This is a genomic window from Bifidobacterium sp. 2450, assembly GCF_041900695.1.
GTDB classification, from domain to species: Bacteria; Actinomycetota; Actinomycetes; order Actinomycetales; family Bifidobacteriaceae; genus Bifidobacterium; species Bifidobacterium longum.
Genome location: NZ_JBHEEA010000021.1, coordinates 1 through 26,792, shown reverse-complemented (window position 1 = coordinate 26,792; position 26,792 = coordinate 1). Strand labels below are relative to the sequence as shown.

12 protein-coding genes, 1 tRNA gene and 4 pseudogenes are annotated in these 26,792 nt (G+C 62.9%); 6 read left to right on the top strand and 11 right to left on the bottom strand.

Annotation, left to right across the window (positions count from 1 at the left end; translation table 11 throughout):
- Both ACEUKI_RS10065 and ACEUKI_RS10060 read left to right on the top strand, forming a co-directional pair.
- A partial coding sequence (locus ACEUKI_RS10065; RefSeq protein ID WP_374156829.1) for an integrase core domain-containing protein occupies window positions 1-263 on the top strand: 263 nt, incomplete at its 5' end.
- A 24-nt stretch (window positions 264-287) separates the two neighbouring features.
- Window positions 288-683: pseudogene (locus ACEUKI_RS10060) on the top strand (transposase); the annotation flags it as partial.
- A 542-nt stretch (window positions 684-1,225) separates the two neighbouring features.
- Here the strand turns inward: ACEUKI_RS10060 and ACEUKI_RS10055 are convergent.
- From ACEUKI_RS10055 to ACEUKI_RS10040, 4 genes are all read right to left on the bottom strand, one after another.
- Window positions 1,226-1,912 carry a hypothetical protein gene (locus ACEUKI_RS10055; protein ID WP_179133586.1) on the bottom strand — a complete coding sequence of 229 codons (687 nt, stop codon included), beginning with the start codon at window positions 1,910-1,912 and terminating at the stop codon, window positions 1,226-1,228.
- Window positions 1,913-2,496: 584 nt separating this feature from the next.
- Window positions 2,497-2,570: transfer RNA gene (locus tag ACEUKI_RS10050), tRNA-Gly, on the bottom strand.
- Window positions 2,571-2,749: 179 nt separating this feature from the next.
- Window positions 2,750-4,807: an alpha-amylase family protein gene (locus tag ACEUKI_RS10045; RefSeq protein WP_374156828.1), complete on the bottom strand. Its 2,058-nt coding sequence runs from the start codon at window positions 4,805-4,807 to the stop codon at window positions 2,750-2,752.
- Between the two features lie 112 nt (window positions 4,808-4,919).
- Window positions 4,920-5,468, bottom strand: coding sequence for a holo-ACP synthase (locus ACEUKI_RS10040; protein ID WP_080785823.1), 549 nt, complete (start codon window positions 5,466-5,468; stop codon window positions 4,920-4,922).
- Window positions 5,469-5,781: 313 nt separating this feature from the next.
- Between ACEUKI_RS10040 and ACEUKI_RS10035 the strand changes: the two genes are divergently transcribed.
- The gene (locus ACEUKI_RS10035; RefSeq protein WP_374156827.1) at window positions 5,782-6,435 is read left to right on the top strand and encodes a LacI family DNA-binding transcriptional regulator; all 654 of its coding nucleotides are present in this window, start codon (window positions 5,782-5,784) and stop codon (window positions 6,433-6,435) included.
- A gap of 261 nt (window positions 6,436-6,696) precedes the next feature.
- On the opposite strand, the pseudogene ACEUKI_RS10030 reads toward ACEUKI_RS10035, so the two are convergent.
- From ACEUKI_RS10030 to ACEUKI_RS10015, 4 genes and pseudogenes are all read right to left on the bottom strand, one after another.
- Window positions 6,697-12,549, bottom strand: a pseudogene (locus ACEUKI_RS10030) (acyltransferase domain-containing protein); the annotation flags it as partial.
- 612 nt (window positions 12,550-13,161) lie between these two features.
- A pseudogene (locus tag ACEUKI_RS10025) lies at window positions 13,162-15,675 on the bottom strand (fatty acid synthase subunit beta domain-containing protein); the annotation flags it as partial.
- Window positions 15,676-16,253: 578 nt separating this feature from the next.
- A complete protein-coding gene (locus tag ACEUKI_RS10020) occupies window positions 16,254-17,876 on the bottom strand; it encodes an acyl-CoA carboxylase subunit beta (protein WP_144169422.1) in 1,623 nt (540 codons plus the stop codon).
- Window positions 17,869-19,833 carry a biotin carboxylase N-terminal domain-containing protein gene (locus ACEUKI_RS10015; protein ID WP_374156826.1) on the bottom strand — a complete coding sequence of 655 codons (1,965 nt, stop codon included), beginning with the start codon at window positions 19,831-19,833 and terminating at the stop codon, window positions 17,869-17,871. The genes ACEUKI_RS10020 and ACEUKI_RS10015 overlap by 8 nt, the downstream gene beginning before the upstream one ends.
- A gap of 541 nt (window positions 19,834-20,374) precedes the next feature.
- Between ACEUKI_RS10015 and ACEUKI_RS10010 the strand changes: the two are divergent.
- A pseudogene (locus tag ACEUKI_RS10010) lies at window positions 20,375-20,596 on the top strand (biotin transporter BioY); the annotation flags it as partial.
- A gap of 31 nt (window positions 20,597-20,627) precedes the next feature.
- Here the strand turns inward: ACEUKI_RS10010 and ACEUKI_RS10005 are convergent.
- A complete protein-coding gene (locus tag ACEUKI_RS10005) occupies window positions 20,628-21,539 on the bottom strand; it encodes a biotin--[acetyl-CoA-carboxylase] ligase (protein ID WP_374156831.1) in 912 nt (303 codons plus the stop codon).
- A gap of 232 nt (window positions 21,540-21,771) precedes the next feature.
- On the opposite strand from ACEUKI_RS10005, the gene ACEUKI_RS10000 reads away from it, so the two are divergent.
- Together ACEUKI_RS10000 and ACEUKI_RS09995 are read left to right on the top strand one after the other, a co-directional pair.
- A complete protein-coding gene (locus tag ACEUKI_RS10000; protein ID WP_179133583.1) occupies window positions 21,772-23,796 on the top strand; it encodes a DUF6020 family protein in 2,025 nt (674 codons plus the stop codon).
- Between the two features lie 5 nt (window positions 23,797-23,801).
- Window positions 23,802-24,617: a helix-turn-helix domain-containing protein gene (locus ACEUKI_RS09995; RefSeq protein WP_186289859.1), complete on the top strand. Its 816-nt coding sequence runs from the start codon at window positions 23,802-23,804 to the stop codon at window positions 24,615-24,617.
- A 106-nt stretch (window positions 24,618-24,723) separates the two neighbouring features.
- On the opposite strand, the gene ACEUKI_RS09990 is transcribed toward ACEUKI_RS09995, so the two are convergent.
- Entirely contained in the window at window positions 24,724-25,476 is a 753-nt protein-coding gene (locus ACEUKI_RS09990) for an IclR family transcriptional regulator (RefSeq protein WP_080785817.1), read from the bottom strand.
- Window positions 25,477-25,518: 42 nt separating this feature from the next.
- Complete coding sequence (locus ACEUKI_RS09985; protein WP_374156830.1) at window positions 25,519-26,352, bottom strand: IclR family transcriptional regulator; 834 nt, start codon at window positions 26,350-26,352, stop codon at window positions 25,519-25,521.
- Window positions 26,353-26,792: the final 440 nt, after the last annotated feature.

The window sequence follows — 26,792 nt, the reverse complement described above, 5'->3', positions numbered from 1 at the left end:
GGGAACGCATCGAACGCATGCTCGACGTGTTCGGCATCACGCGTTCCCTTTCCGGACCCGGCAGCCCATACGACAACGCGGTGGTCGAATCCACCGACCGGCTCGTCAAGAAGGAACTCATATACGCCAACACATACACGAGCGTGGAACGGCTGCGCTCGGACCTGAACAGGTACGTGTGGTGGTACAACCACCGACGGCTCCACTCGACCCTCGGGTACCTGAGCCCCGTGGAGTTCACACAACAAGGAAAAACCCTCTAGAAACAATCCAACACACCGTTGCCAATCCAACCGATCTACACCGCCGTCGGCGAGCGGGCCGCCGAGGCGGCGCGGGACGAGATGCTGGGCAGATGGGCCGACAAATACCCGGCGATCCACGGCCTGTGGATGGGCGCGCGGGACCGGTTCATACCGTTCCTCGACTACGACGTCGAGATCCGAAGGGTCATCTGCTCGACCAACGCGATCGAGAGCCTCAACGCGCGTTTCCGCCGCTCGGTCAGGGCGCGGGGTCACTTCCCCGACGAGCGGGCCGCGCTCAAATGCCTCTACCTGACCGTGCGTTCACTGGACCCGACCGGCAGAGGAAGGATAAAATGGGCGGCACGATGGAAACCCGCGTTGAACGCGTTCGCTATCACCTCCGCCGACCGCTGGCCCACCAGCGCGAACCAATAACAAAAACACCAGTCACACACTTAAAGAGACAGTCCCAATACGAACTGCAGTATCTTCTCGTTCAGTAGTCTTCTGAATAGAAATCGCCTTAGTTGAGATAACTACTTTGTTCATGATATTTCCTTTCCATTGAACTCTAAATTCATTTAGAGTCATATCAAATATATGACTTAACTTCAGTAAGCGGCTTATTATGAGCATAATTGTCATCTTATGGATGACGAAGAATCTTGATCTGCTCTGCTCCTACGGACAAATACATCAATAAGTATCAACGATGCGATGACTGCCATTTCAAAATTGGTGACTAGAACTGTTTTTAACTTGATTTCTGGTATCAACAGTCCGCTGATACCCAGAGCGGCGAATCCAACAATCCTGCTGAAGGTGGAATTAACGGTAATCATCGTACTGATACGTTCTTCAGAAATGTATAACGAATATAACACATCATATAAGTACTGAAGGAAGGGGCACACGGTTTGCGCGGTGGTGAGCAGTGAGTGGTGAGTATTGAGCGATGTACGGCGACTCACGTGCGCTCACACAGTGGTGAGCAATCCGCCAAACAGCACCACGAGCAGGGCGATGGTTTCAATCACGAAGTACAGAATGAAGCTCGCCCAGCTTTTGGTCAGCACGTTCAGCGGCGAGGTCTTCCGGATAATCACCAGCAGACCAACAAACACCAAGGCATATACGGCGATGCCGATCGCCGCCCCCATAATGCCGAGGTTCGCGGCATTCGCCAGGCCGGCCTGCTTGCCGTAGACCACATACGTGGAATACCAGAAATTGAGATTGAGCATACTGAGCCCCGCGATGAACTGCTCGCAGGCCAACCCGATCACAAATACAATCAGCCACGGCCAGGACGGCGAGACGACCACCGCCATCGCCAATCCGACGTACGTGATCACCACGGCCACCCAACCGACCAGTGCGATACCTTGCGGGGACACTCCCCCGAACACTGCCACGATGGAGTCCGTATTATTCACCGCCAACGAACGGCCGAACCAGTATGGCGCGACGATGGCGCACAGTGCGGCAAGAATAATCAACACCCAACGCAACGGATGGGAGCGACGGCGCTCGATATCCGCCAGAGACAAATCGGTCTCGGGTATGGAAGCCTCGGGGTGCTTGGAAACCTCGACGGTTTCCACCTTGCCGCCCACAATTTCCAGCGCTTCGTTAGGTTCCTGCTCGTTGGGTTCTTGCTCCATGCACCGCCTCGCCGATTACCTGCTTATTGCCATGTATTGCCATGCCGATTATTGCGATGCCTATCTTAGCGCGCGTGTTGGGCAAGTACCTGATGTTCCCTGCGGTTTCGCGCGCTGATTGGATACAGACAGGCTACTGCTACCGCCCGTCTGTATCCGGCGACTTGTCCGCCTCACGCCACCAACATCGCCAACGTGAAACCAGAGGAGCCGGGCGGCATCGTCACTCTTATAAGTCTGGATATGGACGCATATGCCGAGAAGTACGGCAAGAAGAGCGTACGCAAGAAATGTAACCATCCCAGCCTGGCTCGACACGTTTGGCGAACGCGAGGGAATTAACTACAGCCAAGTGTTGCGTAAGGGCCTTGAGCATCGTTACAACGAATTGCAGAACACCTGATAGCGGGGTTAGTTAAGGGCCACAGGAGTCTGGGCTCTCCCTCGGTCCCGGCGTTGCCGACCCAGCTCCCTCATCAGAGGGAGCTCATGCTCTTCATGGGCGTCCCCTCCGCCCACCTTCACCAAAGATGAACTTCTTATGCAACAATACAAAAACCTCGCCGTAGCGGCGAGGTTCACAGTGGAGCGGATGACGGGAATCGAACCCGCGTAATCAGTTTGGAAGACTGAGGCTCTACCATTGAGCTACATCCGCGTTAAGCGCCGCTTTTGGCGACTTGAGCTATTATACATATTTCTTTAGGGATGGCAAACGCGTGTGGCTGCAGCAGGACCAGCCAATCTAGTTGATGGATTACGGCTTTGCCGAGGACTCCCCTCAGTCGCCTACGGTTTCTAGCTCCCCTCAAAGAGGGGAGCTAGAAACCGTCGAAATCACAAATGGATGAGCTGGGACTCGTACGGCTGGAGATCGGCGTCCATCGCGTTCAGAATGCCGTTGCAGGCGTTGAGGTGGGCGTGCTGCGGGTCGGGTGAGAAGTTGAACAGGCCGACCAGCGTCTTGCCTTCGTGCTGACGAATCACAGCGAGCACCGAATCGTTGAACGTATCCCACGTGGACACCCAAGCGTCAGGCGCGAAGCAGGGATCGTTGCGCATCTCGCGCAGATCCCCCATACCCTTCCACAGCTGGTTCTGCAGCGTGCCGAGCTTCTTGCGTAGAGCGGCCTTGGTCCAGTCGAACTTACTGCGGTGCAGGTTGCGGCTGTCTTCCACGCGATCCGGGTCTTCCTTGTAATCCCAGCCGTTGAGCTGGGCGATTTCGTCGCCGCAGTTGAGCATCGGGAAGCCGCGCAGGAAGCTCATGGCGTGGTGCATCATGAGGTCGCGATCCACCGAGGTCTCTAGCAGTGGCTTGTCGTGCGTGATGATGGCCTTTTCGATGCCGCACAGGCTGGCGGTGGTGCCGCAACTGCGGGCGTCGCGCGTGGCTTCGTCGTAGTTGTAGAGTTCGCCCATCGACCAGCTGCCGGGGGTTGCGCCCTCGTAGAAGTGGTACAGGAATTCCTTGTGCTTGAGCGGGTCGATGTCGAGGTAACGCTCCACGTCTTCGTCCAAGCCCCAGCCGATGTCGTCATGGCAGCGCAAATAATTCACGAACCAGCAGTTTTCGGGCAGCGAGTTGAGCTTGTCGATCTGGTTCTTGAGCAGACGCACGTCGCGGCTGGCGAGCGCGCTCCACAGGTTGACCATGATGGAGACGTTGTACAGCATGTGGCACTCGGGGGCTTCGGGCGTGCCGAAGTAGGCGGCGAGCTCCTTGGGGGCCATGACCACCTCGCCCTTAAGCACCACGGCCGGGCAGACGCATTCCAAAATGATGCGCAGCATGCGCACGATGGTGTGGACCTGCGACAGGTTGCGGCAATTGGTGCCAAGCTGCTTCCAGATGTACGGCACGGCGTCGATGCGGAACACCTCGACACCGAGGTTGGCCAGGTGCATCACGCTGCCCATCATGGCTACGAGCACCTTCGGGTTGCGGTAGTTGAGGTCCCACTGGAACGGGTAGAACTGGGTCATCACCCACTTGTTCATCTTCTCATTCCAGGTGAAGTTGCCGGGCGCGGTGTTCGGGAAGACCTGCGGCACATCCCGGTCGTACCGGTCGGGGATGGTGCGGTCCGGGTAGCAGAAGTAATAGTCCTGATACTCGGGATCGCCGGCTTCGGCTGCCTTGGCCCAGCGGTGGGTGGAGGCGGTGTGGTTCATCACGAAGTCGACGCACAGACTGATGCCGGCGCGGCGCAGCTTCTTGGCCAGCGCGGCGAGGCCTTCGTTGGTGCCGAGCTTCGGGTCCACGGTGTCGAAGTCCTGGACCGCATAGCCACCGTCGTTGTTCGGGTGCGGCATGTCAAGCAGCGGCATCAAGTGCAGGTAGGTGAGCTTCTGCTCCTTCAAGTACGGGATCTTGTCGGCAAGTTTCTTGAGGTCGCCGGCGAACAGGTCGGTGTACATGGTCATGCCGAACATATCGCCGCGCTTGTACCAGTCCGGGTCCTGCTCGCGGGTTTTGTCGAGACGCTTCAGGTCGGCGGGACGGTCGGTGTAGGCTGCAGCCATGCTTGCGACGAGTGCGTCGAAGGCATCATGATCGTTGTACAGGCTCATGAAGAGCTGTTCGAGTTCGTCTTGATGAGCAGCAAGGCGAGCGTTGAACACAGCGCTCGAAGCGGGACGCTTGGCGGTTGCGGACTTGGCCGCCGCCGTCTTGAAGGTACGGGCCGCACGAACGGCGGTCGTTGCCTTAGTCGCTGCGGTTTTGGCCGTGCGAGTCGTCGTGCGCTTGGTTGCCGACGCCTTGGTTGCGGTTGTCTTGGAAGTCGTAGCGGTTTTGGCCGCTCGGGTTGATGCTGTCTTGGCAGCCTTCTTCGCCACCTCGGTCTTCTCGACCGATTCCACTGCCTGTGCCGACTGGTTGCTTTGAGCCACCGGAAACCCCTTTGTCTCTATCCGTTGCCTGCGTCAATCGTTTGACGTTTTATATTACACTATATCAAGCCGGTTCGACAATCGCAACCCAAGACCCGCCGAGCCACCGGCGCTATTCCGCAGAAATCGTCACCACCGCGGAGGCAATCGGACCATCGTGGCTCAGGGAAATATGGGTATGCGGCATCGACCCCGCACCGAGAGCCGAGCGCTGCGCCGAACGCGCATTCCGCCGCTCCTGCATCACTGCATAAGGCCCGTTATCGGAAGCAGGGGAATAAGCAGAGGAATAGCGAGCGCCGGCAGCCGAATTCGCGTAATCAGTTTGGAAGACTGACGCCGCCCCCTTACCCAGAGACACATGCGGCACACCACGGGAATCATCCAAGATCTCGATTTCAGGCCACGGGAAATTATCAAGCGTGAACGGATAGGGGGCATCGCCAAGATAATCGCACCACGCTTTGAGGAACGCCTCCTTGCCTGCCCACTTGGCGGCCAGATGCACGGCCTCGTCATCGTTCTTCAGCCGTGCACGATCCGCCGCCTGACGTACCTCACGAACGGAAAACAGCGAGAGCATGCGCGAGCCGGGTTCAGACAGCTGCTCGACGAATGCGGCGACGTCAACCACGTCATGACCTAAACCAAATGTGCCCATAGCACCTATTATCAGCCATTCAACACGTTGACAACACATCCAGAATAACGAGGTTCACACGGAACGCGGCATCCACAAACGAAAACCCTCGGCCGCCCCGCAAGCCGAATCCTGAAAGTCAACACCAAGTCAAACTGTTGACTAACGGTTGACACGGCGTAGAATGGCGATATTCCGCCCGATACTCCGATACGTAAATCGATTGACGTCAAACGTTTGACTTTTTAGCGTGGTTAACACAATGATCCAATGAAGGATAACTTCACAACAACCAACCACAACCAGCCAATGAAGCCAGCAAGGAGGTAGAGCCGTGGTCACGATGAAGCAAATCGCCAATCGCGCCGGCGTTTCCATCTCCACCGTCTCTCTGGCGCTCAACAACCGCGATATCGGCCGCGTCAGCCCCGATGTCGCCGAGCGAGTCCGCGCCATCGCCGCCGAACTCGGTTACCTGGCCAACCGTCTGGCCAGCGGGCTACGCACCAGCAGTAGCCGCACCATCGGATTCCTCAGCGACGAAGTGGCCACCACGTCGTTTGCCGACCGCATGATTGAGGGCGCGCAAGACGCCGCCCGCATGCCCGCGTTCTTCGACAAGCACCCGGATGTCGACGGCTTCTTCTGCTTCAACGACACCCGCGCTTGGGCCATCTACACCGAGGCCACCCGTCGCGGGCTGATTATCGGCAAAGATATCGCGGTGGTTGGCGTCGACAACCACCAGGTTGTGGCCGAAGCGCTGGATCCGCCGCTTTCCACTGTGGAACTGCCGCATTACGAGATGGGCTACTGGGCAGTCGGTAAGCTGGTCTCGCTCATCGAAGGCGAGGCACCCGATCCCTTTCCTCGTGCCGGATACCCGGTCGAGAAGGTTCAGCCGCCGCCACTGAGCGAGCAGTCACCCCAGCTTGAATGCCAGCTGCGCATCAAGCAATCCTGGGTCCGGCCCCGCTCCCAGCGATAGCCTGCCCAAAAATCACGCATCTATCCTACTTGACCCGGTTTCGACTGTATGTCGAAGGCGCTATTGCTGTTTTCGTGGATGTCAGTTCGCCGTCTCTTACTCCCACAACGGTTCAACAACGAACCACCGCCCACGAAAACAGCAATAGCGCCAAAAAACAATAGGGTCGGGAAGAACGCCGTAAATGACGTTCTTCCCGACCCTAATCGCGAGACACTCCCCTCAGCCGGCATTCACCGACCGGGGGGAGCCAGAGGGGCATCAGGCCTCGTAGTAGCCGTCGGCACCGAGGCGGGCGTCCGGGTTGAGGAGCATCGCCTTTTCGACCTCGTGGTGGTCGTAGCCACGGTGATCCTCGCGGAAGCGACGGTTGTCGATCGGCTCGTAGAGCGCGGCGCGACCCATCATGCCTTCCTCAAGGTGACGTTGGCCGGCAGCCAAACGGGCGTTGGCACGCTCACGCCAAGCTTCCAGTGCGGCCTCACCATCGGCCTTGGCCACGGCCGCCTCGAAGGCACCCGGATGGACCAGGGCCACGAAGCCGGAAACATGTCCGAAGCCGAGCGAGGTGGCCAGACCGGCCTTGACCGGGCGACCAGCGGTCTCGCGACCGAACTCGTCCTCGCCACCGCCGATGCGCAGGGGCTTCCTAACCCAGACCATGTGGTCGTCGCGCTGGAGCTTCGGATCCACGCAGTCGAGCGCCGCGTTCGCCGGAATCACGCCGGACTTGAACAGCTGCGTCAGACCGTTGACCTGGAAGATGCAGGCACCACCCTTGGCGTGGCCGGTAAGCGTCTTCTGCGAGATCACGAACAGCGGGTTGCCGTCGGTGCGGCCGATGGCGTGGGCCAGCGTGTTGTGCAGCTCGGATTCGTTTGGGTCGTTGGCGTTGGTGGACGTGTCGTGCTTGGAGACCACGGCGATGTCGTCGGCTGAGACGCCGAGCTTAGCCAGGTCGTGCACGAGCTTGGAGTCCTTGCCACCGAGGCCGGCAGCCAGGGCACCGAGGCCCGGAGCCGGGATCGAGGTGTGAGCACCATCCGCGTAGGAGTGGATGAAGCCGACCACGGCCGCAACCGGCAGGCCGAGCTTTTCGGCGATGTCACCGCGGGTCACGAGGATTGTGCCGCCGCCCTGGGATTCCAGGAAGCCGCCACGGCGACGATCGTTCGCGCGGCTGAAGAAGCGCGCGTCGATGCCCTTACCGTACATTTCCTCCGAGTTGGCGGTGGCGTTCATGTTGCCGAAGCCGATCACGGATTCCACGCCGATGTCGTCGATCGCACCGGTGACCACGAAGTCGGCCTTGCCGAGGGCGATCTTGTCGACGCCCTCTTCAAGGGAGACGGCCGCGGTGGCGCAGGCGGAGACCGGCTGAATCATGTTGCCGTAACCGCCGATGTAGGACTGCATCACGTGAGCCGCGACCACGTTCGGCAGGGCTTCCTGCAGGATGTCGGTCGGGATCTCGTGGTTGAGGAAGCGGTCGAGGTACAGCTTGCGCATCGACATCATGCCGCCGAAGCCGGTGCCCTGAGTCGAAGCCACCAGCGAGGGGTGGATGGACTCGAGGATTTCGGCCGGGGTGAAGCCGGCGCCCAGGTAGGCGTCCACGGTGGTGACGATGTTCCACAGGGCGATCTTGTCCACGTCGCCGACCATCGAGGCGGGGATACCCCAGCGGGTCGGGTCGAAGCCCTTCGGGAACTGGCCGCCGACCGTGCGGGTCATGGTGGCGCGGCGCGGCACGCGGATCATCGAGCCGGTGTGGCGGGTCACGTTCCATTCGCCGGATTCCTCATCCGAGGCGATGGTGGTGTGAGCTTCGTCCAGCTTGACGTATTCGGCGGCGACTTCGCGGGTGGGCACGGAGAAGGTGACGTCGTGGTCAAGGAAGACCTCGGCTTCTTCTTCGTCGGCACCGTCCTTGTAGTCGTTGCCCATGCCTTCCTCGAATGGGCGGATGCCGGAGCGGGCCACGACCTCGTCGTGGTAGCGCTCGGCGATGTCCTCTTCGGGCACGAGGTTGCCGTCGGTGTCGTACCAGCCGGGCTTCGGGCTGTCGGCCCAAGTCAGCAGACCCATGTTCCACGCAAGTTCGAGCACTGCGCCGGCGCTCAGGTCGACGGTGCCGTCCGAGTGGATGCCGAGCTCGGCCTGGGTGCGCGTACGGCCGGAGCCCCACGGGCCCAGCTCACCGACGGAGACGATGACGATTTCGTCTTCCGGCTTGGCGGTGACGTTGGCCCAGTCGTTGAGATCGACCGGGGCCTGCTTGGTGACGATCGGGGTGGGCAGCGCCTTGATTTGCTGCCCACGCGAGGAGTCGGACAGTCCAGTGGACTGTCCGGCGACGGGGCCATCCGTTTCCTGAGACGAGGCCGCAGCAGCTTCCTTCTCGGCGTCGGCCATGGCTTCGGCACGCAGGGCCTTGATGTCGATGGGCTCGGAGCCGAGGCCACCGGTCAGGTCCACATCGAGCGGGGCCTTGAGGGCCTGCTCGCGCGATTCGGCAGTGCACAGGTCGAGCAGCTTGGCCGCAATCTGTGCGGTGGAGTAGGTGTGGATGCCGTGACGCTCAACGACGGCGACCAGCGGGTCGTTGCCGCCCATCAGGCCGGTGCTACGCACCCAGCCGATCTTCGGGTGAGCGAAGGTGACGCGGCTCGACCACACCTTTTCAGCGCGGGTGCGGTTGACGATGGCGTCAAAGGCGCTCTTGACTTCGCCGTAGGCACCGTCGCCGCCGAATACGCCGCGGTTCGGGGAGCCGGGCAGCACCACGTGGAGCTTGTGCTGCACGTTGGTGTCGGCACCGATGTGGCTGAAGCCGGCGATGGCGCGTTCCACGCCCCACAGCATCAGTCGGGCCTGCGATTCGAACAGGTCGCCGGAGTCGGCGAGCGTACCGTGGACCGGCGGAGCGGCGAACGGGAAGAACAGGGTCGGCTCCCACGCGGGCTTCAGAATCGTGGTGGTAGCACCGGAGGTCTTCTTCTGCTCGTGCCCCACCCAGTCGACCAGCGCGTCGACATCGCGGTAGCTGGAGAGGTTGGCCGGAACCAGCCACAGCTTGGCGTTGCCAGTGGCGTGCTCGCGGTAGGCCTGCTTGGCCCAAGCCTTGATGGACGGCTTGAAGCTATGCGAAGTGGCCACCACGGTGGCGCCGCCCGCGAGCAGGCCTTCGACCACCTGAGCAGCGATCGAGTTCGGGCTCACGCCGGTGACGATGGCGATATCATTCGCGTAACGGGAGGCGTTCTTGTTGGACGCAACCTGTTCGAGGGCCTCGGAGCCGGCCTTCTGGAAGGCGGCCTTGAGTTCTTCGCTCTCCGACTCGTTGGCGAACCACTGGGCTTCGGCGGCGATGGTCTTGCCAAGGCCGATGAAGCTGCCGTTCAGTGCGGCGGGATCGTTGTCGTAGTAGGCGCGGGCGAGGTCTTCGCGGGCGGAGGCCCACCGATCATCGAAGAGGATGGCCTTGTTGGCGTCGAAGCGCGGAGCGACCTGCTTGGGCCAGTCGGAGCCAAGTTCGGCTTCAACCGCGGCCACGGCGGCGGCGTTCTCGTCCTCAGATTCTTCCGGAGCCGGAGCGGCCACGCCGAGCTCGTTCAGCACGAAGCGGGCGGTGGCGGCGAGCACGCCGTTGGAACCGGTGACCTTCTCGGCGAAGGCGTCTAGCGCGGCGGAATCGACCACAGCGCCACCAGCGGCACCACCGGCGGACGGCAGGGCCACGGCAACACCCTTGAGCTGGGCGACGACCTCAACGGCCGCATCAATCAGCTTGTCGGCTTCCGGCTTGTTCTGCACGGCGGCGGTGGGCAGCTTGGCCAGGTCGCCGCCACGGGAGCTGGCACCCTCGCGAGTGTCGAGCAGCAGTGCGGCGAGCACGCTGGCCACCCAACCTTCACCGAGCTGCCATACGTTGGTCACGCGGTCGCGGATGTACTGCTGCTTGACGCCGGCAGCACCGAACAGCGAGCGCAGGCGGTCGCGCAGCGCCTCGGAGAGCACGGCACCGAACGGCTTGTAGTTCGGGGCGGCCTTGTTGACGATTTGGGCGAGCTTGTCGAGCGTCGCTTCAGCAGCACCGTCCACGCTGGCGACTCCCAGCTCGGAGCTGATGTCCATGAGCAGCTGGTTGCGGCGAGAAGAGACACCGTTGGTCAGGGTGTCGGTGGTGTCGTTGCTGCCGATCTGGTCGAGGCGCACCTTGGCGGAGTAGGCCATGAGTACGCCGATGGCATCGGAAGCCTTGAAGGGCAGGTCGGCGACGGCGGCACCGGACGGTGCGCCGGCAGCGGCCTGCCCTGATTGCAGGCCGCGCGAGGAGTCGGACAGTCCAGTGGACTGTCCGGCGACGGAGCCATCCGTTGTCTGAGCAGCCTCAGTCACGGCATTTGCCGGAGCGGCACCGGAACCGAGCTTGGCGACGGCGGAACCACCGGCAGGAGCGGTTTCGACCGGGGCCGGGGCCGCAGCCTCTTCCGGCTCATCGTCGGGAACCAGCGAATCGGTGTCGGTCATGTAGACGCGGCCTTCATCGCGGCCGACGTTGTAGACGACCGTATCGTTGCCGGCGAACTCGGGCAGACGCAGGGTCTTGGCACCGAGGTTGGCCAGGGTCGGAGCGTTGCCTAGGCCGACTTCGACGTATTCTTCCACGCCGAGGCCGCCCTGTTCGCGCTGACCGAAGAGCAGCGCCTGGGTTTCAATCCAACGCACCGGGGAGGCGAACTGCCAGGAGAGCAGTTCGGTCAAGAGCAGACGGCCGAGCTTCTGGTCGTCGTCGGCGTAGGAATCCCACACGGCCGGGTCGTCGAGCGCGGCCTTGATGCGCTCGGACGGCACGACTTCGAGGATCTTGGCGGCGAATTCCTTGGTCATCTCGAACGGGGTGGCCACCAGGTTCGGGATGTAGCGGTCCACCAGACGGCCACGGTAGTCGATGTAAGCGGGAAGCAGCGCGTCGAGCTTGTCGCGGAATTCCGGCACGCCCTTGCGCAGCAGTGTGGAGTGGAACGGCACATCGATGCCGGGCACCAGCATGAACGCGGGCTTGCCACCGAATGCGGCCACGCGGCGGGCGGAATCGGCCTTCAGGGCCTTGAGTCCGGCGATCGTACCGGCGATGGCGTACTGCTGGCCGGCGAGGTTGTAGTTCACGATTTCCAGGAATTCGCCGGACGCCTTGGCCACGGATTCCACGTATTCCTTGACGTGCGCGTCGTCCACACCGAACTGGTTCGGGCGCAGGGCACCCATGCGGTAGTTGGAGCGACCCTGTGCGTCACGCTCGATGAGGTGGTGCATGGTGGAACCACGGTGGAACACGAGCTCCAGCACGGTTTCCAGCGGAATCACGTCGGCGAACGCGGACAGCGCGTTGTATTCGCCGAGCGAGTGGCCGGCGAAGTAGGCGGGCCAGATGTCGGCGCCGGCTTCGCGCAGACGGGCGGTCTGGGCAAAGGCAACCGTCGCGAGCGCCACCTGCGTGAACTGCGTCAGGTTGAGCAGGCCTTCGGGGTGACGGTAGGTCACGCCGTTGGCGGTGAGTTCCTTCGGGTTATCGCGCACGAGGCCCAGGATCGAGAAGCCGAGCTTGGAGCGGGTGAGCTTGTCGGCGCGCTCCCACACGTCGCGGGCGGCGGCGGACTTGGCGCGCTCGTCCAGAACCATGCCCTGCTTCTGGATGCCCTGGCCGGGGTAGACGAAGGCGGCGCGCGGTGCGCGGACCAGTGCGGTGCCGCGGGAGACGAGCTGGCCGTCGATACGGCAGGTGACTTCGAGGGTCATGCCGCCGTGGCGCACCTTGCCGACGCGCTCGACGGAGATTTCGACGGTGTCGTCAAGCTGAACCATGCCGTACATGTTGTAGGTCCAGCCGGCAATCTCGTAGTGGGCACCCTTCTCGTCCAGCGCCTGCACGGCGTGCTGGGCGGTGGCGGACAGCCACATGCCGTGCACAAGCGGAGCGGCCAAACCGGAGATGCGAGCGCCACGAGTGGAGGTGTGGATCGGGTTGAAGTCGCCGGAAGTGCGGGCGAAGGCGGTCATGTCGTGTGGGGCGACGACCTTCACGCGGCGCAGCAGGCGGCGCGGCGTGGGCGCGATCTCCTCGTGCTCGGCGTCGCCGAACTCGGGGGCGTCGGCCGGCAGCGCGTCGGAGTAGACGCGGCCGCGGATCGCGAAACGCTCGGTTTCGCGGGCGAGCAGCGTGCCGTCGGCGGTGGTGTGGGTCACATGGATGGTGACCACGCGGCCGGAGGCGGACTCGAAGTAATCCTCAGCCCAAGACTTCAGGGTGATGGTTTCACCGGTGTGCTTAAGCAGGTCCTCCTCGTTCACCTCAAGTTCGATGAGGTGGTCGAGGTGGACGGCGTTGAGCAGGCCTTCAATCACCGGGTAGCCCTTGACGTACACGGAGCCGAGCGCCGTGTAGATCGCCGGCCAGGCCGGGCCGACCAGCGCATCGGGAGCGATGCGGCTGGGCTGCAGGGTGGTCGGCAGAGCGGCGCCAGTGGCCGCTTCGTGGTCGAAGCCGAGGTTGGCGGAGAGGGTGTAGGCGGCGGTGGCGGTAGCAAACGGACGCTCGTCAGAGGTCTTGCCGTCAAGCTGCGGCATCTCGGTGAGCTTGTCGCCGGTGATGGCGGTGTTGCCGATGCCTGCGGTGGCGGCGAGCATCGCGTAGACGTCCGGAATCAGGCGTTCGCGGTCCACGACCGGCACACGGCCGGGCTCGGTGCCTTCCACGATGAGCGGGATGACGATATCGCGCACGGCGTGCTTGGAGGTGCCGCCGTCCGGGTCGTTGTCCCAGTAGGTGTCGAGGTGGATGTCCAGATCGTACTTGCCGGCCGCGGTGTCAAACGCGCGGATCTCGTAATACTGGTCGCCCAGGGCGGTGCCGTAGGCGGGGTTGTCGGTGATGTGGCCGACCCAGGAGATGTTCGGGGACTTGCGGATGAAGTCCTCGGCGCTGGTGGCCTCGCCGAGTGCGGCGAAATCGTCGTTCTCAGCGGCATCGGCGGCCTGCTGTTCGTCCTGCACGCGCTTGATGGCGGCGGTTTCGAAGCGGCCGAGGATGTCGGCGATCGGCTCGTCGATGGTGGTGATGCCGGCCACGGAGATCGGGCCGGGGATGGCACGCACGGAATCGGCGGAGTAGCGCTGGTCTTCGGACTGCCAGAGCTGGTCCTGACCCCACCAACGCAGCAGGTCGTTGTCGATGACGGGTACGAACGGCATGGGCTTGGGGTATTCGCGCACGAGCACCGGGAACCAAGCCACGTCGGCCGGGACCACCTTGAGTTCGGCGGTCTGCGGGTAGGCCAGTGCGAGCTTTTCGAGCGCGGGGGCCGGATCGGCGAGAATGTCGTCGTGGGTCAGCAGGCCAACGGCAGCTGCCTCTTCAGCAGAAACGCCATCAGCGGCGAACAACTTGGAGGTGAATTCGCCGGAGTCCGTGTCGTTCACACGGGCTTCGATGCGCTGCAGCAGGTGCTGGAAGCGGTCGGCGTAAGTCGGGTCGACCCACGGGAAGGCAAGTTCGGCGAAGCGCTGCGCCCACTCAAGGTAGGTCATGGAGGCCGGGTCTCCGAAGTAAGGCTTGGCGGTCTTGTTCAGGGCTTCGATGATTTCCTTGCGGCGGGAGTCGAGCTCTTCGGGGTGCTTCATGACGCGCACGAGCAGACGGCCGCATTCGGCGGAGTCGTTCTCGAGCTCGTAAATGTCGGCGTGCAGGTGGCTCAGGCCGGAGGACATGCCGCCGACGGACTTGCCGGACGGCACCCAGTGGGCGGCCTGCGGGGCGAACACGTCGTCGGACTTGGCGTCGGCCGGAATGCCGGGCGTCTTGACGAGCAGCTGCTTGACTTCGGGGCTGGTGTGAGCCTCCTTGGCGGTCATCGCGGCGGTGCCGATAAGCACACCGTCGACCGGCATGTCGGGCAGGCCGTAGGCGTGGGCCCACTGGCCGGAAATGTAGTCGGCAGCGCGTTCAGGGGTGCCGATGCCGCCGCCGGCGACCAGCACGAGGTTGTCGCAGGCGCGCACTTCGGCGTAGGTGGCGGCAATCAGGTCATCCAGCGCTTCCCAGCTGTGGTGGCCGCCGGCTTCACCGCCCTCGACCTGAATCATGATGGTGGTGGGGGCCACGGCCTTGGCGATGCGCACAACCTGGCGAATCTGGTCAACGGTGCCGGGCTTGAAGCTCACGTACGGCAGGCCGTCAGCCTGCAGGTTCTTGATGAGCTCCACGGCTTCGTCCAGCTCAGGGATGCCGGCGGAGACGACCACGCCGTCGATCGGAGCGCCGGAAGCACGCTTCTTGGGCACGATGCGGGAGGAGCCGAACTGCAGGTTCCACAGGTAACGGTCCATGAACATCGCGTTGAATTCGACCGTGCGGCCCTCCTCCAACTCGTCTTCGAGGGCAGCGATGTGGCGGTCGAACACTTCGGCGGTCACCTGGCCGCCGCCGGCGAGCTCGGCCCAGTAGCCGGCGTTGGCCGCTGCGGCCACGATTTCCGGTTCCACGGTGGTGGGGGTCATGCCGGGCAGCAGCACCGGCGGCTTGCCGGTGAGCTTGGAGAACTTAGTGACCAGCTTGGCGCCGGCCGGGGTGTTGATGACGCGCGGGGCGAACGCCTTCCAGTTCTGGGTGCGCTCAGGCTCGCTTTCCAGCGTGGAGAGCGTGGAGCGCTCGGCCAGCGTGGTGGCTTCGGCCACGCCGATGCCGGTGCCCTGCACCACGTTGCCGATCAGCTTGCCGAGCGTGTTGCCGGGGCCGAGGTCCACGATCCACAGCTTGGACGGGTCGGCGGCGTCGAACAGCGCCTTGACGCGGGCGTTCCAGTCCACATGGTTCAGAAGCACTTCCTCGGCAAGCGCACGGGTGCGCTTCTGGTCGAAGCCGCAGGCGCCGGCCCAGGCCACGGTCTGCTCGACGGCGTCGGCCATGAGCGGCGAGTGGAAGGGCAGGGTGACCTCAAGGTATTCGAGGGTCGGGTTGAACACGGTGCCGCCGTGGAGCTTCTGCTCGCGCAGCTTGGCCTGGTGCTGGTGTTCGCGCTCGGCTTCGAGGGCGAAAGCGGCCAGGTCTTCCGGGTAGCCGGACAGCACGTGGTGGTTGTCGGAGTTGGTGACGGCGATGGAGATCGGGCCGCGAGCGTTGTTGACGCGGGCCACCAGCGCCTCGACCTGGACGCGGGTGGCGCCCTTGACGGAGAGCATCGGGCTGGCTTCGCCGTGCTTGGGGTTCAGGCCCAGTTCGCGCACGCGGCGGGTTCCGGCGGCGCCGATCAGGGCGGCCACGGCCAGAATCTCGTCAAGCGTGGTGCCGGCGGCCTCGATGGAGCCGGCGGCCTCGATGGCGCGGGTCATGTGCACGGCGAGCACGCCCTGGGAGTGGCCGAGCACGGCGAGCGGCTTGGCCTGGGCCACGCCGTAGCCGAGGTGTTCGAGATCGAGCAGAGCGCCGAGCTGGGTCAGCGCCACGCCTTCCACGGACGCAGTGGCGTCGGCTGCGGCGCCGAGGCGTGCCGGGTTCGGGGCGAAGCCGAACAGGTCGACCGGACGGCCGGTGGTGGCCAGCAGGTCGGCGGCGACCGGGGTGAGCAGTCGGCCGGCTGCGGCGACGTGGCCGCGCAGGGCCTCGTCAAGGCTGGGATCGGTGGTCTGGTCTGCCAGGGCTACCGGCCACGGGGTGGACTGGCCGGCGAAGGCGAGCGCATGGGGCTCGGTGGCCAGGCGATTGAGGAAGAAGGTGGTCATTGCTTTCCTTACTTGTGTTTGGTTGACGTCTTCAAAAATCAGAGGGGCTGGTTGCCGTGGTGTTTGGTGGTGCGCTTGACGCGCCGCTTGGTGGCGAGCGTGGCCAGCGATTCGACAATCACCTCACGGGTCTGTTCGGGGTCGATCATGCCGTCGATCTGCCCGATTTCCAGCGACAGGTTCGCGTTGACGGTGCTGGTCTCGTACTCCTTGATGTACTTGGCCCGCAGCGCATCAACGTCCTGTCCAGAGGCCTTGGCTTTGGCCAAGTCGTGGCGGTGGATGATGTTCACCGCGCCGGCCGCGCCGAGCACCGCGATCTGGGAGGATGGCCACGCGAAGTTCAGGTCCGCGCCGATGGCCTTGGATCCCATCACGATGTACGCGCCGCCGAACGCCTTGCGCAACACCACGGTCACCATCGGTACCTGTGCGTTGGCGTAGGCGTAGATCACCTTGGCGCCGCGGCGGATGATGCCGGCGTGTTCCTGGTCAGAGCCGGGCTTGTAGCCGGGCACATCCACGAGGGTGAACACGGGCAGGTTGAACGCGTCGCACAGGCGTACGAATCGGGCGACTTTCTCGGACGAGTCGACGTCCAGAATGCCGGCGAGCACGTTCGGCTGGTTCGCCACGATGCCGACCGGCTTGCCGTCGATGCAGGCGAAGCCGACGAGCGCGGAGGCGCCGAACAGTTCCTGCACCTGCACGAATTCGCCGTAATCGACGATGCAGCGAATCACTTCGAGCATGTCGTAGGGCTGGCGTTCGTTGGCAGGCACGATGGTGGCAAGTCGCTTGGCGGTCTCGCGTTCGGCGCGGGTGACGGCGTAGGCGTAGACCGGCGGCTTGCTTTCGCTGTTGGACGGCAGGTAGGCGAGCACGGTGCGCGCATAGTCGATGGCGTCGGATTCGTCCTCGCCGAGGTAGTGGGCCACGCCGGACACCCGGTTGTGCACTTCGCCGCCGCCGAGGTCGGCCATGGAGATGGTCTCGCCGGTCGAGGCCTTGACCACGTCCGGTCCGGTGACGAACATGTTCGAGTTCTCGCGGGTCATGATGATGAGGTCCGTCAGGGCCGGGCAGTAGACGGCACCGCCGGCGCAGGGGCCGAGAATCAGGCTCAGTTGGGGCACGAAGCCGCTGGCCTCGCAAGTCTTGCGGAAGATGCGACCGTACTGGGTCAGGGCGGCCACGCCCTCCTGAATGCGGGCGCCGCCGGAGTCCACGATGGCCACGATCGGCACTTTGAGGTCGATGGCCATGTCCATCAGTCGGCAGATCTTCTCGCCTTCGGCGGTGCCGAGGGTGCCGCCCTTGACGGAGAAGTCCTGGGCGTAGACGGCCACTTTGCGGCCGTAGACCTGGCCGAAGCCGGTGATGACGGCTGCACCGGCGTTGCCGCCGGCGATGTTGCCGCCCTGGAAGCGGCCGATCTCTTCGAACGTGCCGGTGTCGAAGAGCAGGTCGAGGCGTTCGCGCGCGGTTTTCTTGCCTTTGGCGTGCTGCTTGTCGCGGGCGCGCTCTTCGGCGGCGCGGGCCAGTTCGGCGGCCTTGACCACGGCGGTGCGCAGCGGCTGGTGGGCCGAGGGCTGGGCGGCGTTGGCGGCCGAGGCCGCAGCCGCGGCCTTCACGGCCGGCGAATCCATGATGTCAGTCATTGCCACCCTCCTTCTTGGCGTCGGCGGCCTTATCGGCTCCTTCTGACGAGGGAGCTGTCGACGCAGCCGCCTGAGGGAGAGATCCCGGCGCAGCCGCCGCAGCCTTGGCCTTGCCGGCGTTCACGTCCAGCGTGACCAGCGTGTCGCCGGCCTCCACGCCGTCGGCCGGGCCAACGAAAATCTTCTTCACTTCGCCGGCGGCCGGCGCGTACACGTAGTTTTCCATCTTCATGGATTCGAGCACCACCAGAAGATCGCCCTTGGCCACCTGCTGGCCTTCGGACACGTTGATGCGCGTGACCACGGCCTGCATCGGGGAGGCGATGACGCCGGATTTGGCGCCGTCGTTGGCCGTGGCGGCACCGGAGGCCACGTTGTGCAGTCCCGCACCGCGCAACGGCTGGGTGGGTCGCTTGGCACCGCGGGCGCGGGCCGAGCCGGTGATGTTCTCCACGATGTCGAGTGGCACGGTGAGCTTGACGCGGCGGTTGTTCATCTCGATGATGAACGTCTCCGACTTGGACTTGTCGGGCGCGGCCGGAGCAGCGGCACCCGGGGCGGCGGCCAAGGAGGCCGGCTGGCCGGAGGCGGCGGAAGCCGGTGTGCGGTTCAGGTACGTGCGCTCCAGCCACTTGGTGGACACGGCGAACGGGTGGCCATGCTCGGCGGTGAAGTCGTCGTTGCGGAAGATTTCCTTGAACAGCGGAATCGGCGTGGGCACGCCTTCGATCACAAGCTCATCGAGCACGCGGCGCACACGGGCCACGGCGTCGAGACGGTTCTGGGCGGTGACGATGACCTTGCCCATCATCGAATCGAACTTCGGGGAGATGGTGTCGCCCTGTTCCACACCGGTATCGATGCGCACGCCGGGGCCGGCCGGCCACTGGATCTTCTCCAAGGTGCCGGAGCCGGGGGTCAGGTTGGTGGCCGGGTCTTCGCTGGTGATGCGCAGTTCGAAGCTGTGGCCGCGCAGTTCGGGGGCGCGGGTGAGCTCGCCACCGGCGGCGATATTGAGCTGTTCGCGCACCAGGTCGAGGCCGCTGACCTCTTCGGAGACGGTGTGCTCCACCTGCAAACGCGGGTTGACTTCCAGGAAGTACACCTTGCCGTTCGGGGTCACCATGAATTCGCAGGTTCCTAGGCCCACGTAGCCGACCGTGGTGAACAGGCGGCGGGAGTATTCCTCGAGCGTGCTGATGATTTCCTCGGACAGGAAGGGCGCGGGTGCCTCTTCCACGAGTTTCTGATTGCGGCGCTGCAGCGAGCAGTCACGGGTGGAGTACACGGTGAAGTTGCCGTGCGAGTCGCGCCCGGACTGGGTCTCGACGTGGCGTGCCTTGTCCACGAACTTCTCGATGAAGTATTCCTTCAGATCGCCGCCTTGCAGCGCGTCGTGGTTCATGTAGAAGCGGCGCAGCTCCTCGTCGTCATGCACCACGGTGATGCCGTGGCCACCACCGCCATCAGTGCGCTTCATCATAATCGGGTAGCCGTGGGTGTGTGCGAAGTCGAGCAGCGTGCGCACGTCGGTCACCGGTTCGGACAGGCCGGGCACTGGCGGCACTTTGGCGCGCAAGGCCACTCGGCGGGCGGTGATCTTGTCGCCCAAATCCACCAGCGCGGTGTGGTGCGGGCCCACCCAGATGGCACCGGCGTCCTCGACCTTCTGCGCGAAGCTCGGCACTTCGGAAAGGAATCCGTAGCCGGGGTGCACGGCATCCGCACCGGTCTTGTGCAGGATGTCAATCAGCAGATCTTCGTTGAGGTACGTGTCCTTGTAGGTGTCGCCGGAGAGCAGGTATGCCTCGTCGACCATGTCCACATAGCGGCTATTGCGGTCCTGTTCGGAGTAGACGGCCACGGTGGAGATACCCATCTCCTTGGCCGTGCGCACCACGCGAAGCGCAATCTCGCCTCGGTTCGCAATCAGCAGTTTTTTGACGGTAGAAGCCATAGTGTCAAATTGTGCTCTCTATATAGATGAGAGGGCAAGCCGCGTTCGCACAAAAGCTTTCACGCTCTTTTGTAGGCTACGAACAAACGCGCGCGTAGGTTCTGACAACGTAACCGTTGGCGCCGGCTATCAAAAACGTTGCAAATCCGCCGATTGCACATCCTTGCGCGCCGACTCAAGAAGTTGACGTTACGGTTGCATTCGTCAACTTATGACAAATCGAAATCGACAATTTTGTAAGTTGGTACGAAACCGCACGAAATCGAACACCTCTACGATGGCAACCATAAGTTCGGGGGAAGGCTCATCTGCGGGCGAACGGAAGGTGACCGGACCGGCATCGGTCCATCGCCGCACGATTCGCCCGCACAGGGCCGGATTCATTTGGGGCCGTCCACCATATGGACGGTTCGGGCTGTCGGGGATACCGCACGACCCGCCGGAACCTCCCCTCATCCATCGCATACCGCCCGCCGTTCACGGCGATATCACGCAACATAGGGGTTATTGATATGCAGACTTCACACACCACCGCATCCGCAGCGGCCACCACGCCGCGCGCACCGCGGGCCGCTACCTGCTGGCCGCGCTGGTCGGCGGCGTCGTGGTGGTGTACGCCTTCGGCTTCGTCATCCAGTCCGCGCTGACCGGTGCGCCGCTCGCCGCCGTGGCCCTAGCCTCCATGGGCTTCGTGGTTGGCGACGCCATCAAGGCTGTGGTGGCCTCTCTGGCCGCTGCCGGCCTGTCCAAGCTCGGTCGCTGACCTGAGCTACCAGCTAGCTACTGGCCGGCTATTACAGCACTCCCACATCGGCGGTGCGGACCGTATGGTCCGTGCCGTCTTGTGTTCTCAGGATCAGTGAGGCGTCTTCGTTGAGGCCGATGGCTTCGCCGGTCAGCGTGGTGCCGTCCGTGAAGTGCGCCTCGACCTGACGGCCGCGCGCCCAGCACACCGCCTTCACCTCCTCGCGCAACGACTCGGCCTGGCCCTTCGGGTCGGCGATGAACTTCGCCAACCGCTCGCGGAAGCCCTCGACCTGACGTTCGGCCACCGCATCGCGCATCTCGCCGAGCGACGGCAGCCCGGAGACATGCAGCTGCAGCGAGGTCGATTGCGGCGTGGGCAGCCGGCAGGCGCCCAAGGCCAGGTTCAGGCCGACGCCGAACACGATGACGACGTCGTCATCGGCATCGGCATCAGCATCAGCATCAGTACCGGACGACAGCGGAATCACCAGTTCCGAGAGCAGCCCGCCCAGCTTGAGCCCGTGGCAGAACACGTCGTTCGGCCATTTGAGTTCCAGCGAGCAGTCCGGCTGGTTCGGCGCGGCACCGTATTCCTCGATCATGCCGTTCAGAGCGTCCAGCGTGACCAGTCCGGCGATCATCTGCAGCCAGCCATTGACGGATTCGTCGGTGGCGATCGCGCGCGGAATGCGCACGGCATAGGACATCGTCGAGCAGCGGCCGGGCTGACTGACCCACTTGTGACCATTGCGCCCACGGCCGGCGGTCTGCCGGTCGGCGGCCACCACGGCCACCGCCAGTTCGCCATCCTGGTGGTCGGGCAACGTCAACGACCCGTCGCCAATCATCTGTGCGGCCAGCGCGTTGGTCGAATCGGTTTCGTCCACGGCGACCACATGATCTGCGACGGCTGTAGTTCTGGGTAGCTGCGGCGTTGCAGCTTTCAACGCAATCATCATGGACACTACGTTACCTCGGTTGCGCCGTTTTTTACCCGCGATATTCCACGGAAAAGCGCACAAAACCAACCATTTTCATCCACATAGCCCGTGTTAACGTTCACAACTTCGGAAATTCCGCATTCGCCGAACCCACGCATGCACCCGGCCGTCGTATTGGCTTGCGAACAATGGCGATGCCCGGCAGACATCGAATATCAACCGTTGACCTGTGCGGCTACCATATATTGTCATGACGTCACCAGCCACCGCGAAGCTTGCCGCCGTATCCAGCCGCCAGTCCCACCCGCATCTTGCGCGCGTGGGCGCTGCCGCGCGCTGGACACTGGCCGTGCTGGCCTGTCTGTGGCTTGCACTGTGCACGGCGGTCGGCCCGCTGTACTGGGACGAGGAGAACGGCACCCTCGCCCATTGGAACTGGGCCAATACCGCAATATTCGTCGTGTCATTCCTGATATATCTCGGAATCATCACGCTGATGGTGCGATTCGCAGCAGGCCAGCGCATACTGCCGAGGGCTATCGGCGAGCGACTACGTCAACATCGGCAGAATAGCGAAACATCACGGCCCGCCGCCCATCAGCAGGCCAGCCAACCAGCCAAGACCCGTCGTACCGTTCGCGCTATAGCCACGTCCACTGCCACTGCTCTGGACCGCTGGATCACACGCGGCACGAACCGGTTCTGGAAGCTTATGCTGGTGTTTTTTGTCGGCTGGCTCTGGGTGCCGACCACTCTGCTGGCCGCATTCGGTGCGGACCTCCGCTCACAGATCCGTGAATTCAGCTGGGCCTGGAACCAGTGGACCGGCCTGAAACAGCCCTATATCGGCTTCTTCTCCTTCGTGCCGATGGACATCTACCCCACCGCGCACTACATGTGGCCGTCCGACCCCACGTATCTGACCGACCAGCACAATGTGGTACTCACTGTGTTCTATGGCGCAATGGTCACGTTTGCGAGGCATCTGACCGACTCAAACGATGCCGGCATCGTGACGTTGGCTGCCCTGCAGACGCTGTTCGCCGTGTTCTGCTGCGCTGCCGCCGCCAATCGATTCCTGAACCGGCCTTGGATAGGAAAAACGGCAACGGATTCCGCCGTTCCCCCACAGGCCGGAGGATTGGCTCGATTCCTGATTCTGCTGTTCTTTATGGTCTGCCCGCTGGCCGTGTTTTCCACTATCTCCATCACCAAATCGCCGCTGTTCGCGTTCTCGTTCGTCTGGTGGTTCAGCGTCTGGTATGAACTCGTCCAGACCTGGCACCCCGCCGGCACCCGCAAACATCCTCAGACCCCTGCCATCGCCACGCCCGTCCACTTGCCGCGTCACAGTTTCATCGCCTTTATCCTGGCCACGTCGGTAATGCTGATTTCCGCGAAATATGCGTGGTACATCATCGCCCTACAAATCGTGCTGGCTCTGATCGCCGACCGCAAGCGCTGGGCGACTTACGTCGTGGCGCTGCTCATCCCCACCGTACTGATTCACGGCGGCATCTCCTTCGCCATCTCCTCTGGCGCGATCATCGGCGGCGACCCAATCGAAAGCCGCGGCGTACAGCTGCAAATGATCGCCCGCGTGGCCCAGCGCAATCCGGACGGCATTTCAGACGAAGCCAAAAAGAACCTTGCGCCCGTCTTCAATCTCGATCAGATGGCCGACGCTTACTCCCAGCAGGACGCCGACCCGGTGAAATCCTCCGGCATTCAGGCCAAGAAGGTCAGCTACAAGTGGCGTACGGTTACGCCCGAGGATATGACCAATTTCAACAAGGCATGGTTCGAAATCGTCAAGGACAATCCGATCATCGCGCTGGATGCGTTGCTGGCCAAATGCTTCGGATACTTCAATGTGAACGATCAGCCGTACGTATCGATGGATTATTACGTGACCAGCGATTACGTGCAGAAAAACTCCACATGGATCAAGGATTACAACCATGACTGGCGTGAGCATATCGCCGGCTTCACTCGCGTATGGGGCAGTATTCCCGTACTCGGCTGGCCTACGCACGGCAATTTCTACGTGGTGATGACATTGCTGATCGGCGCGGCCGAGGTGATTCGCCGACGTTGGCTCACCCTCATGACCCATATTCCGCTGCTACTGCTGATGGGCGTGATGATTACCGCGCCGGCCAATAATTTCGAGCGGCACATGTTGCCGGTTGCGTTTGTATTCGGATTCGTGGTGCTGACGTATTGGCGAGAGTCTTTGGCTGAAAGGCAACGCCAATCAGCGACGCTACACTAGTGACTATGTCAGATTTTCTCGAACTTCTTGCTGCCGACGTTGCCGATTCGTCCGCACCCGGCATCGCCGCGACCAACCGCGTACGCACCGTGCTGTTCGAGTGCCTGTTCAATCATCTGGCCGACGAACGAGTGGAGTCCCTGTTCACCATCCTCGGCTTCGAGCATGACTTCGATTGTTACGCCATCGCCGGATACCCTGCCCGGTCCGCCGCACGTACGGCCAAGGAAATCGAGAAAATCGTGGCCGATTTCGGCGGTGTGTGTCTGACCGCCAAGCGCCCGATCGGCAACAGCACCGCCGTAGTGGCGTTGATTCGTCCGGTCGGTGCGGCCACGCCGGAAATCATCTGCAATACCATCGACCCGTCGTTCGCCGCCGATCGGCCAATCGCCTTGGGTCCACAGCGCACCGGTGCCGATGGCGCGATGCGTTCGATTCAGGCCACGCTCTACTGTCTTCAGGCCGCGCCGGCTCTGGCCGCCACCGTGCAGCCATCGCCGCGCCCGTTACGCACCGACGACGCCCTGCCCGAACGTGCGTTGATCGGCGACGCGGACGCCCGTGACGAACTGGTCCGCGTGGTCTACGGAAGCCTGACAGCAGCAGGCCCGGATGATCCGACGCTGCTCACCGTCTCCACATTCCTGAAGTTCGGCGGTTCGCTCGAGACCACGGCCAAGGAGCTCAACGTACATCCCAATACGATCCGCTACCGTTTGAAGCGCGCCGCCGAATCCACCGGCTGGGATGTCACCGACCCGCGCGAAGCGTACGTGCTGATCACCGCCATCGCGCTGGGTCGTGTGGCCGAAGCATAGCGGACCGCAGCGTAGTCGGGCAGAAGCATAACCAGCAGAACCGTAGCCGGCAAAGGCCATAGCTGACCGGACATAACCGTCCAGCCCGACAGCCTAGCGGGCCGAATCAGGCTGCCTGAATCTCGTGTACGCCATCGTGCAGTAACGCGGCCAAGGATTCTTGAGTGGCTAACACTTCGTCCACGAATCCACCGGCGGACAGGCTGGCGATCACGCGACCGGACTCGTTGTCCACAATCGGTACACCAACGGCACCGACACCCAACGTCACATCCTCATCCGACAGTGCATATCCACGTTCGCGAGTCAAGCGAATATCCTCGCGCAACTGTTCCACACTGACCAGTGTGTTCTCGTTATATGCCGGGAACGGCGCTCCTGCAAGATAATGTTCGGCATCGGCATCCTCGAAATACGCCAAGGCCACGCGGCCGGCCGCGCCAGCATGCAGAGGCAGCACGCGGCCCGGGCGCAGGATCAGCGAATCGATGGCATGACCTTGCGCACATTCCACGCACACCAATTCAGTGCCGGAGACCACACTGAGGAATGAGGTCATGCCGGTTTGCGCGGTGATGGCATGCATGACCGCAATCGCAGGCTGCCATTCGGTACGAGACGTGCGAGCGGCATCAGCCAATCGCAGCCAGTCCAGTGATAATGAGTAGTTGCCATCCGTATCCGTTACGGTCCACCCCACATCGACCAGTCCATCCAGCACGCGGTATACGGAGGATCGCGGGATATCACAGGCGTCGGCGATATCTGCCGGCGACAGGCCATTCTCCGCCGCCAATGCGTCCATCACACGACTCGCCTTGTCTAAAGCGCGGGTCGGTTCACGTTTGTCTTCCGCCATCGCCGACGTTCCTTCCCCTGACTTATCCCTGACTCATCGTATTCAACTGTTCAGGCCAAGATAATCACCACTGTATCCAAGGCCTCGCGACACCTCGCGGCCGGCAGTCTGCACCAATTGCACCATGTCTTGAGCCGATGCCGTTGCCGGTTTCCCATCTACCAGACAGGCCAGCTCAGGTTCCAAGGAGCGGGAAAGGCCACTCAGGGCGATTGCCGCTTGAATCTCTCCGGCGTGATTGAATACCGGTACGCTGATAGTCACGGAGCCAGCCATGGTCTGGCCGACGTCATAGGTGAAGCCGCATTCGCGTATATGACGAGCCTGTCCCATTGCTGTGGCACGCATCGTGGAGAATGTGCCGCCGAGCTCGTTGTTATAGGCATAGTGTTCCAACAGCTGCTCGTAGCGGGCCGGGGGGAGCCAGGCCGTCAGTACATGAGAGGGAGCGCTCATGCTCAGAGGCAAGCTATTGCCCACCAGCTGTGCATAGCTTTGCAATGCCTCACGGGTGCGTGTCTCGATGCACACCGTGCGCAATCGCCTCCGAACGAACAGACCCCAGATGCCGAACTGGCCGCGATGGGCGCGGAAGGTACGGCAAGCGATCTGCTGAATGTCCAGTCTGCTTTCGATTTGGCCGCCGATACGTACGCAATCGATGCCGAGCCGATACTCGCCACGATTGATGCCGCGTTCCACCCAACCGACTGCGGCGAGATTATCCAGCAAACGATACGTTGAGCTTACAGGTTCACCAGTACGTTCGCTTATGGTTTTTGCGGTGCTTGGTCCCAGTTCCGCCAATACATCAAGTACTGCCTTGGATTTCACCAATGCATCTACGCTACGGTCATCACGGCTTGGCGCCACCATGCGCGTCACCTCCTGACCTGTTTGTTGATACCTCAGCCATCTTACCGGGTATTCAGCGGGTTGCCGCCCAAAACGCACTGGGCCCCGGCAGGAGTATCCCGTCGGGGCCCAAGAGGTTTCTCTGGCTCCCCTCCAGAGGGGAGCCGTCCGCGCGGCGGACCGGGGGGAGGCCCGGGCGTCGGGATTCCACGGTCACGGACGTGCCGTTTTCCGGATTTCCTGCGGAAATGGGAACGCGCCGCGCCGTCTCTCTTCGGCCCCGGCGGCGGGGCCGGCCGGGAAAGGTCCCGGACGTGGGTCTCATGAGTGCGAAAAGCCCCCGGTGTTTTTGTGGGGGTGTGTGGGTTTGGGTCGTAAGCGTTTCGGGTATGCGAGGAAGCCCCTTGGGGCGTGTGCTCCAAGGGGCTTCCTGTACGTGTGGTGCGGCGGCGTGCTACTCT

What these genes read in the sequence shown, in the direction of transcription:
- ACEUKI_RS10015 (WP_374156826.1), bottom strand. Translation starts at nt 19,833, where the DNA reads ATGGCTTCTACCGTCAAAAAACTGCTGATTGCGAACCGAGGCGAGATT.
- ACEUKI_RS10040 (WP_080785823.1), bottom strand. Translation starts at nt 5,468, where the DNA reads ATGGGCACATTTGGTTTAGGTCATGACGTGGTTGACGTCGCCGCATTC.
- ACEUKI_RS09990 (WP_080785817.1), bottom strand. Translation starts at nt 25,476, where the DNA reads ATGGCGGAAGACAAACGTGAACCGACCCGCGCTTTAGACAAGGCGAGT.
- ACEUKI_RS09985 (WP_374156830.1), bottom strand. Translation starts at nt 26,352, where the DNA reads ATGGTGGCGCCAAGCCGTGATGACCGTAGCGTAGATGCATTGGTGAAA.
- ACEUKI_RS10055 (WP_179133586.1), bottom strand. Translation starts at nt 1,912, where the DNA reads ATGGAGCAAGAACCCAACGAGCAGGAACCTAACGAAGCGCTGGAAATT.
- ACEUKI_RS10000 (WP_179133583.1), top strand. Translation starts at nt 21,772, where the DNA reads ATGACGTCACCAGCCACCGCGAAGCTTGCCGCCGTATCCAGCCGCCAG.
- ACEUKI_RS10020 (WP_144169422.1), bottom strand. Translation starts at nt 17,876, where the DNA reads ATGACTGACATCATGGATTCGCCGGCCGTGAAGGCCGCGGCTGCGGCC.
- ACEUKI_RS09995 (WP_186289859.1), top strand. Translation starts at nt 23,802, where the DNA reads ATGTCAGATTTTCTCGAACTTCTTGCTGCCGACGTTGCCGATTCGTCC.
- ACEUKI_RS10005 (WP_374156831.1), bottom strand. Translation starts at nt 21,539, where the DNA reads ATGATGATTGCGTTGAAAGCTGCAACGCCGCAGCTACCCAGAACTACA.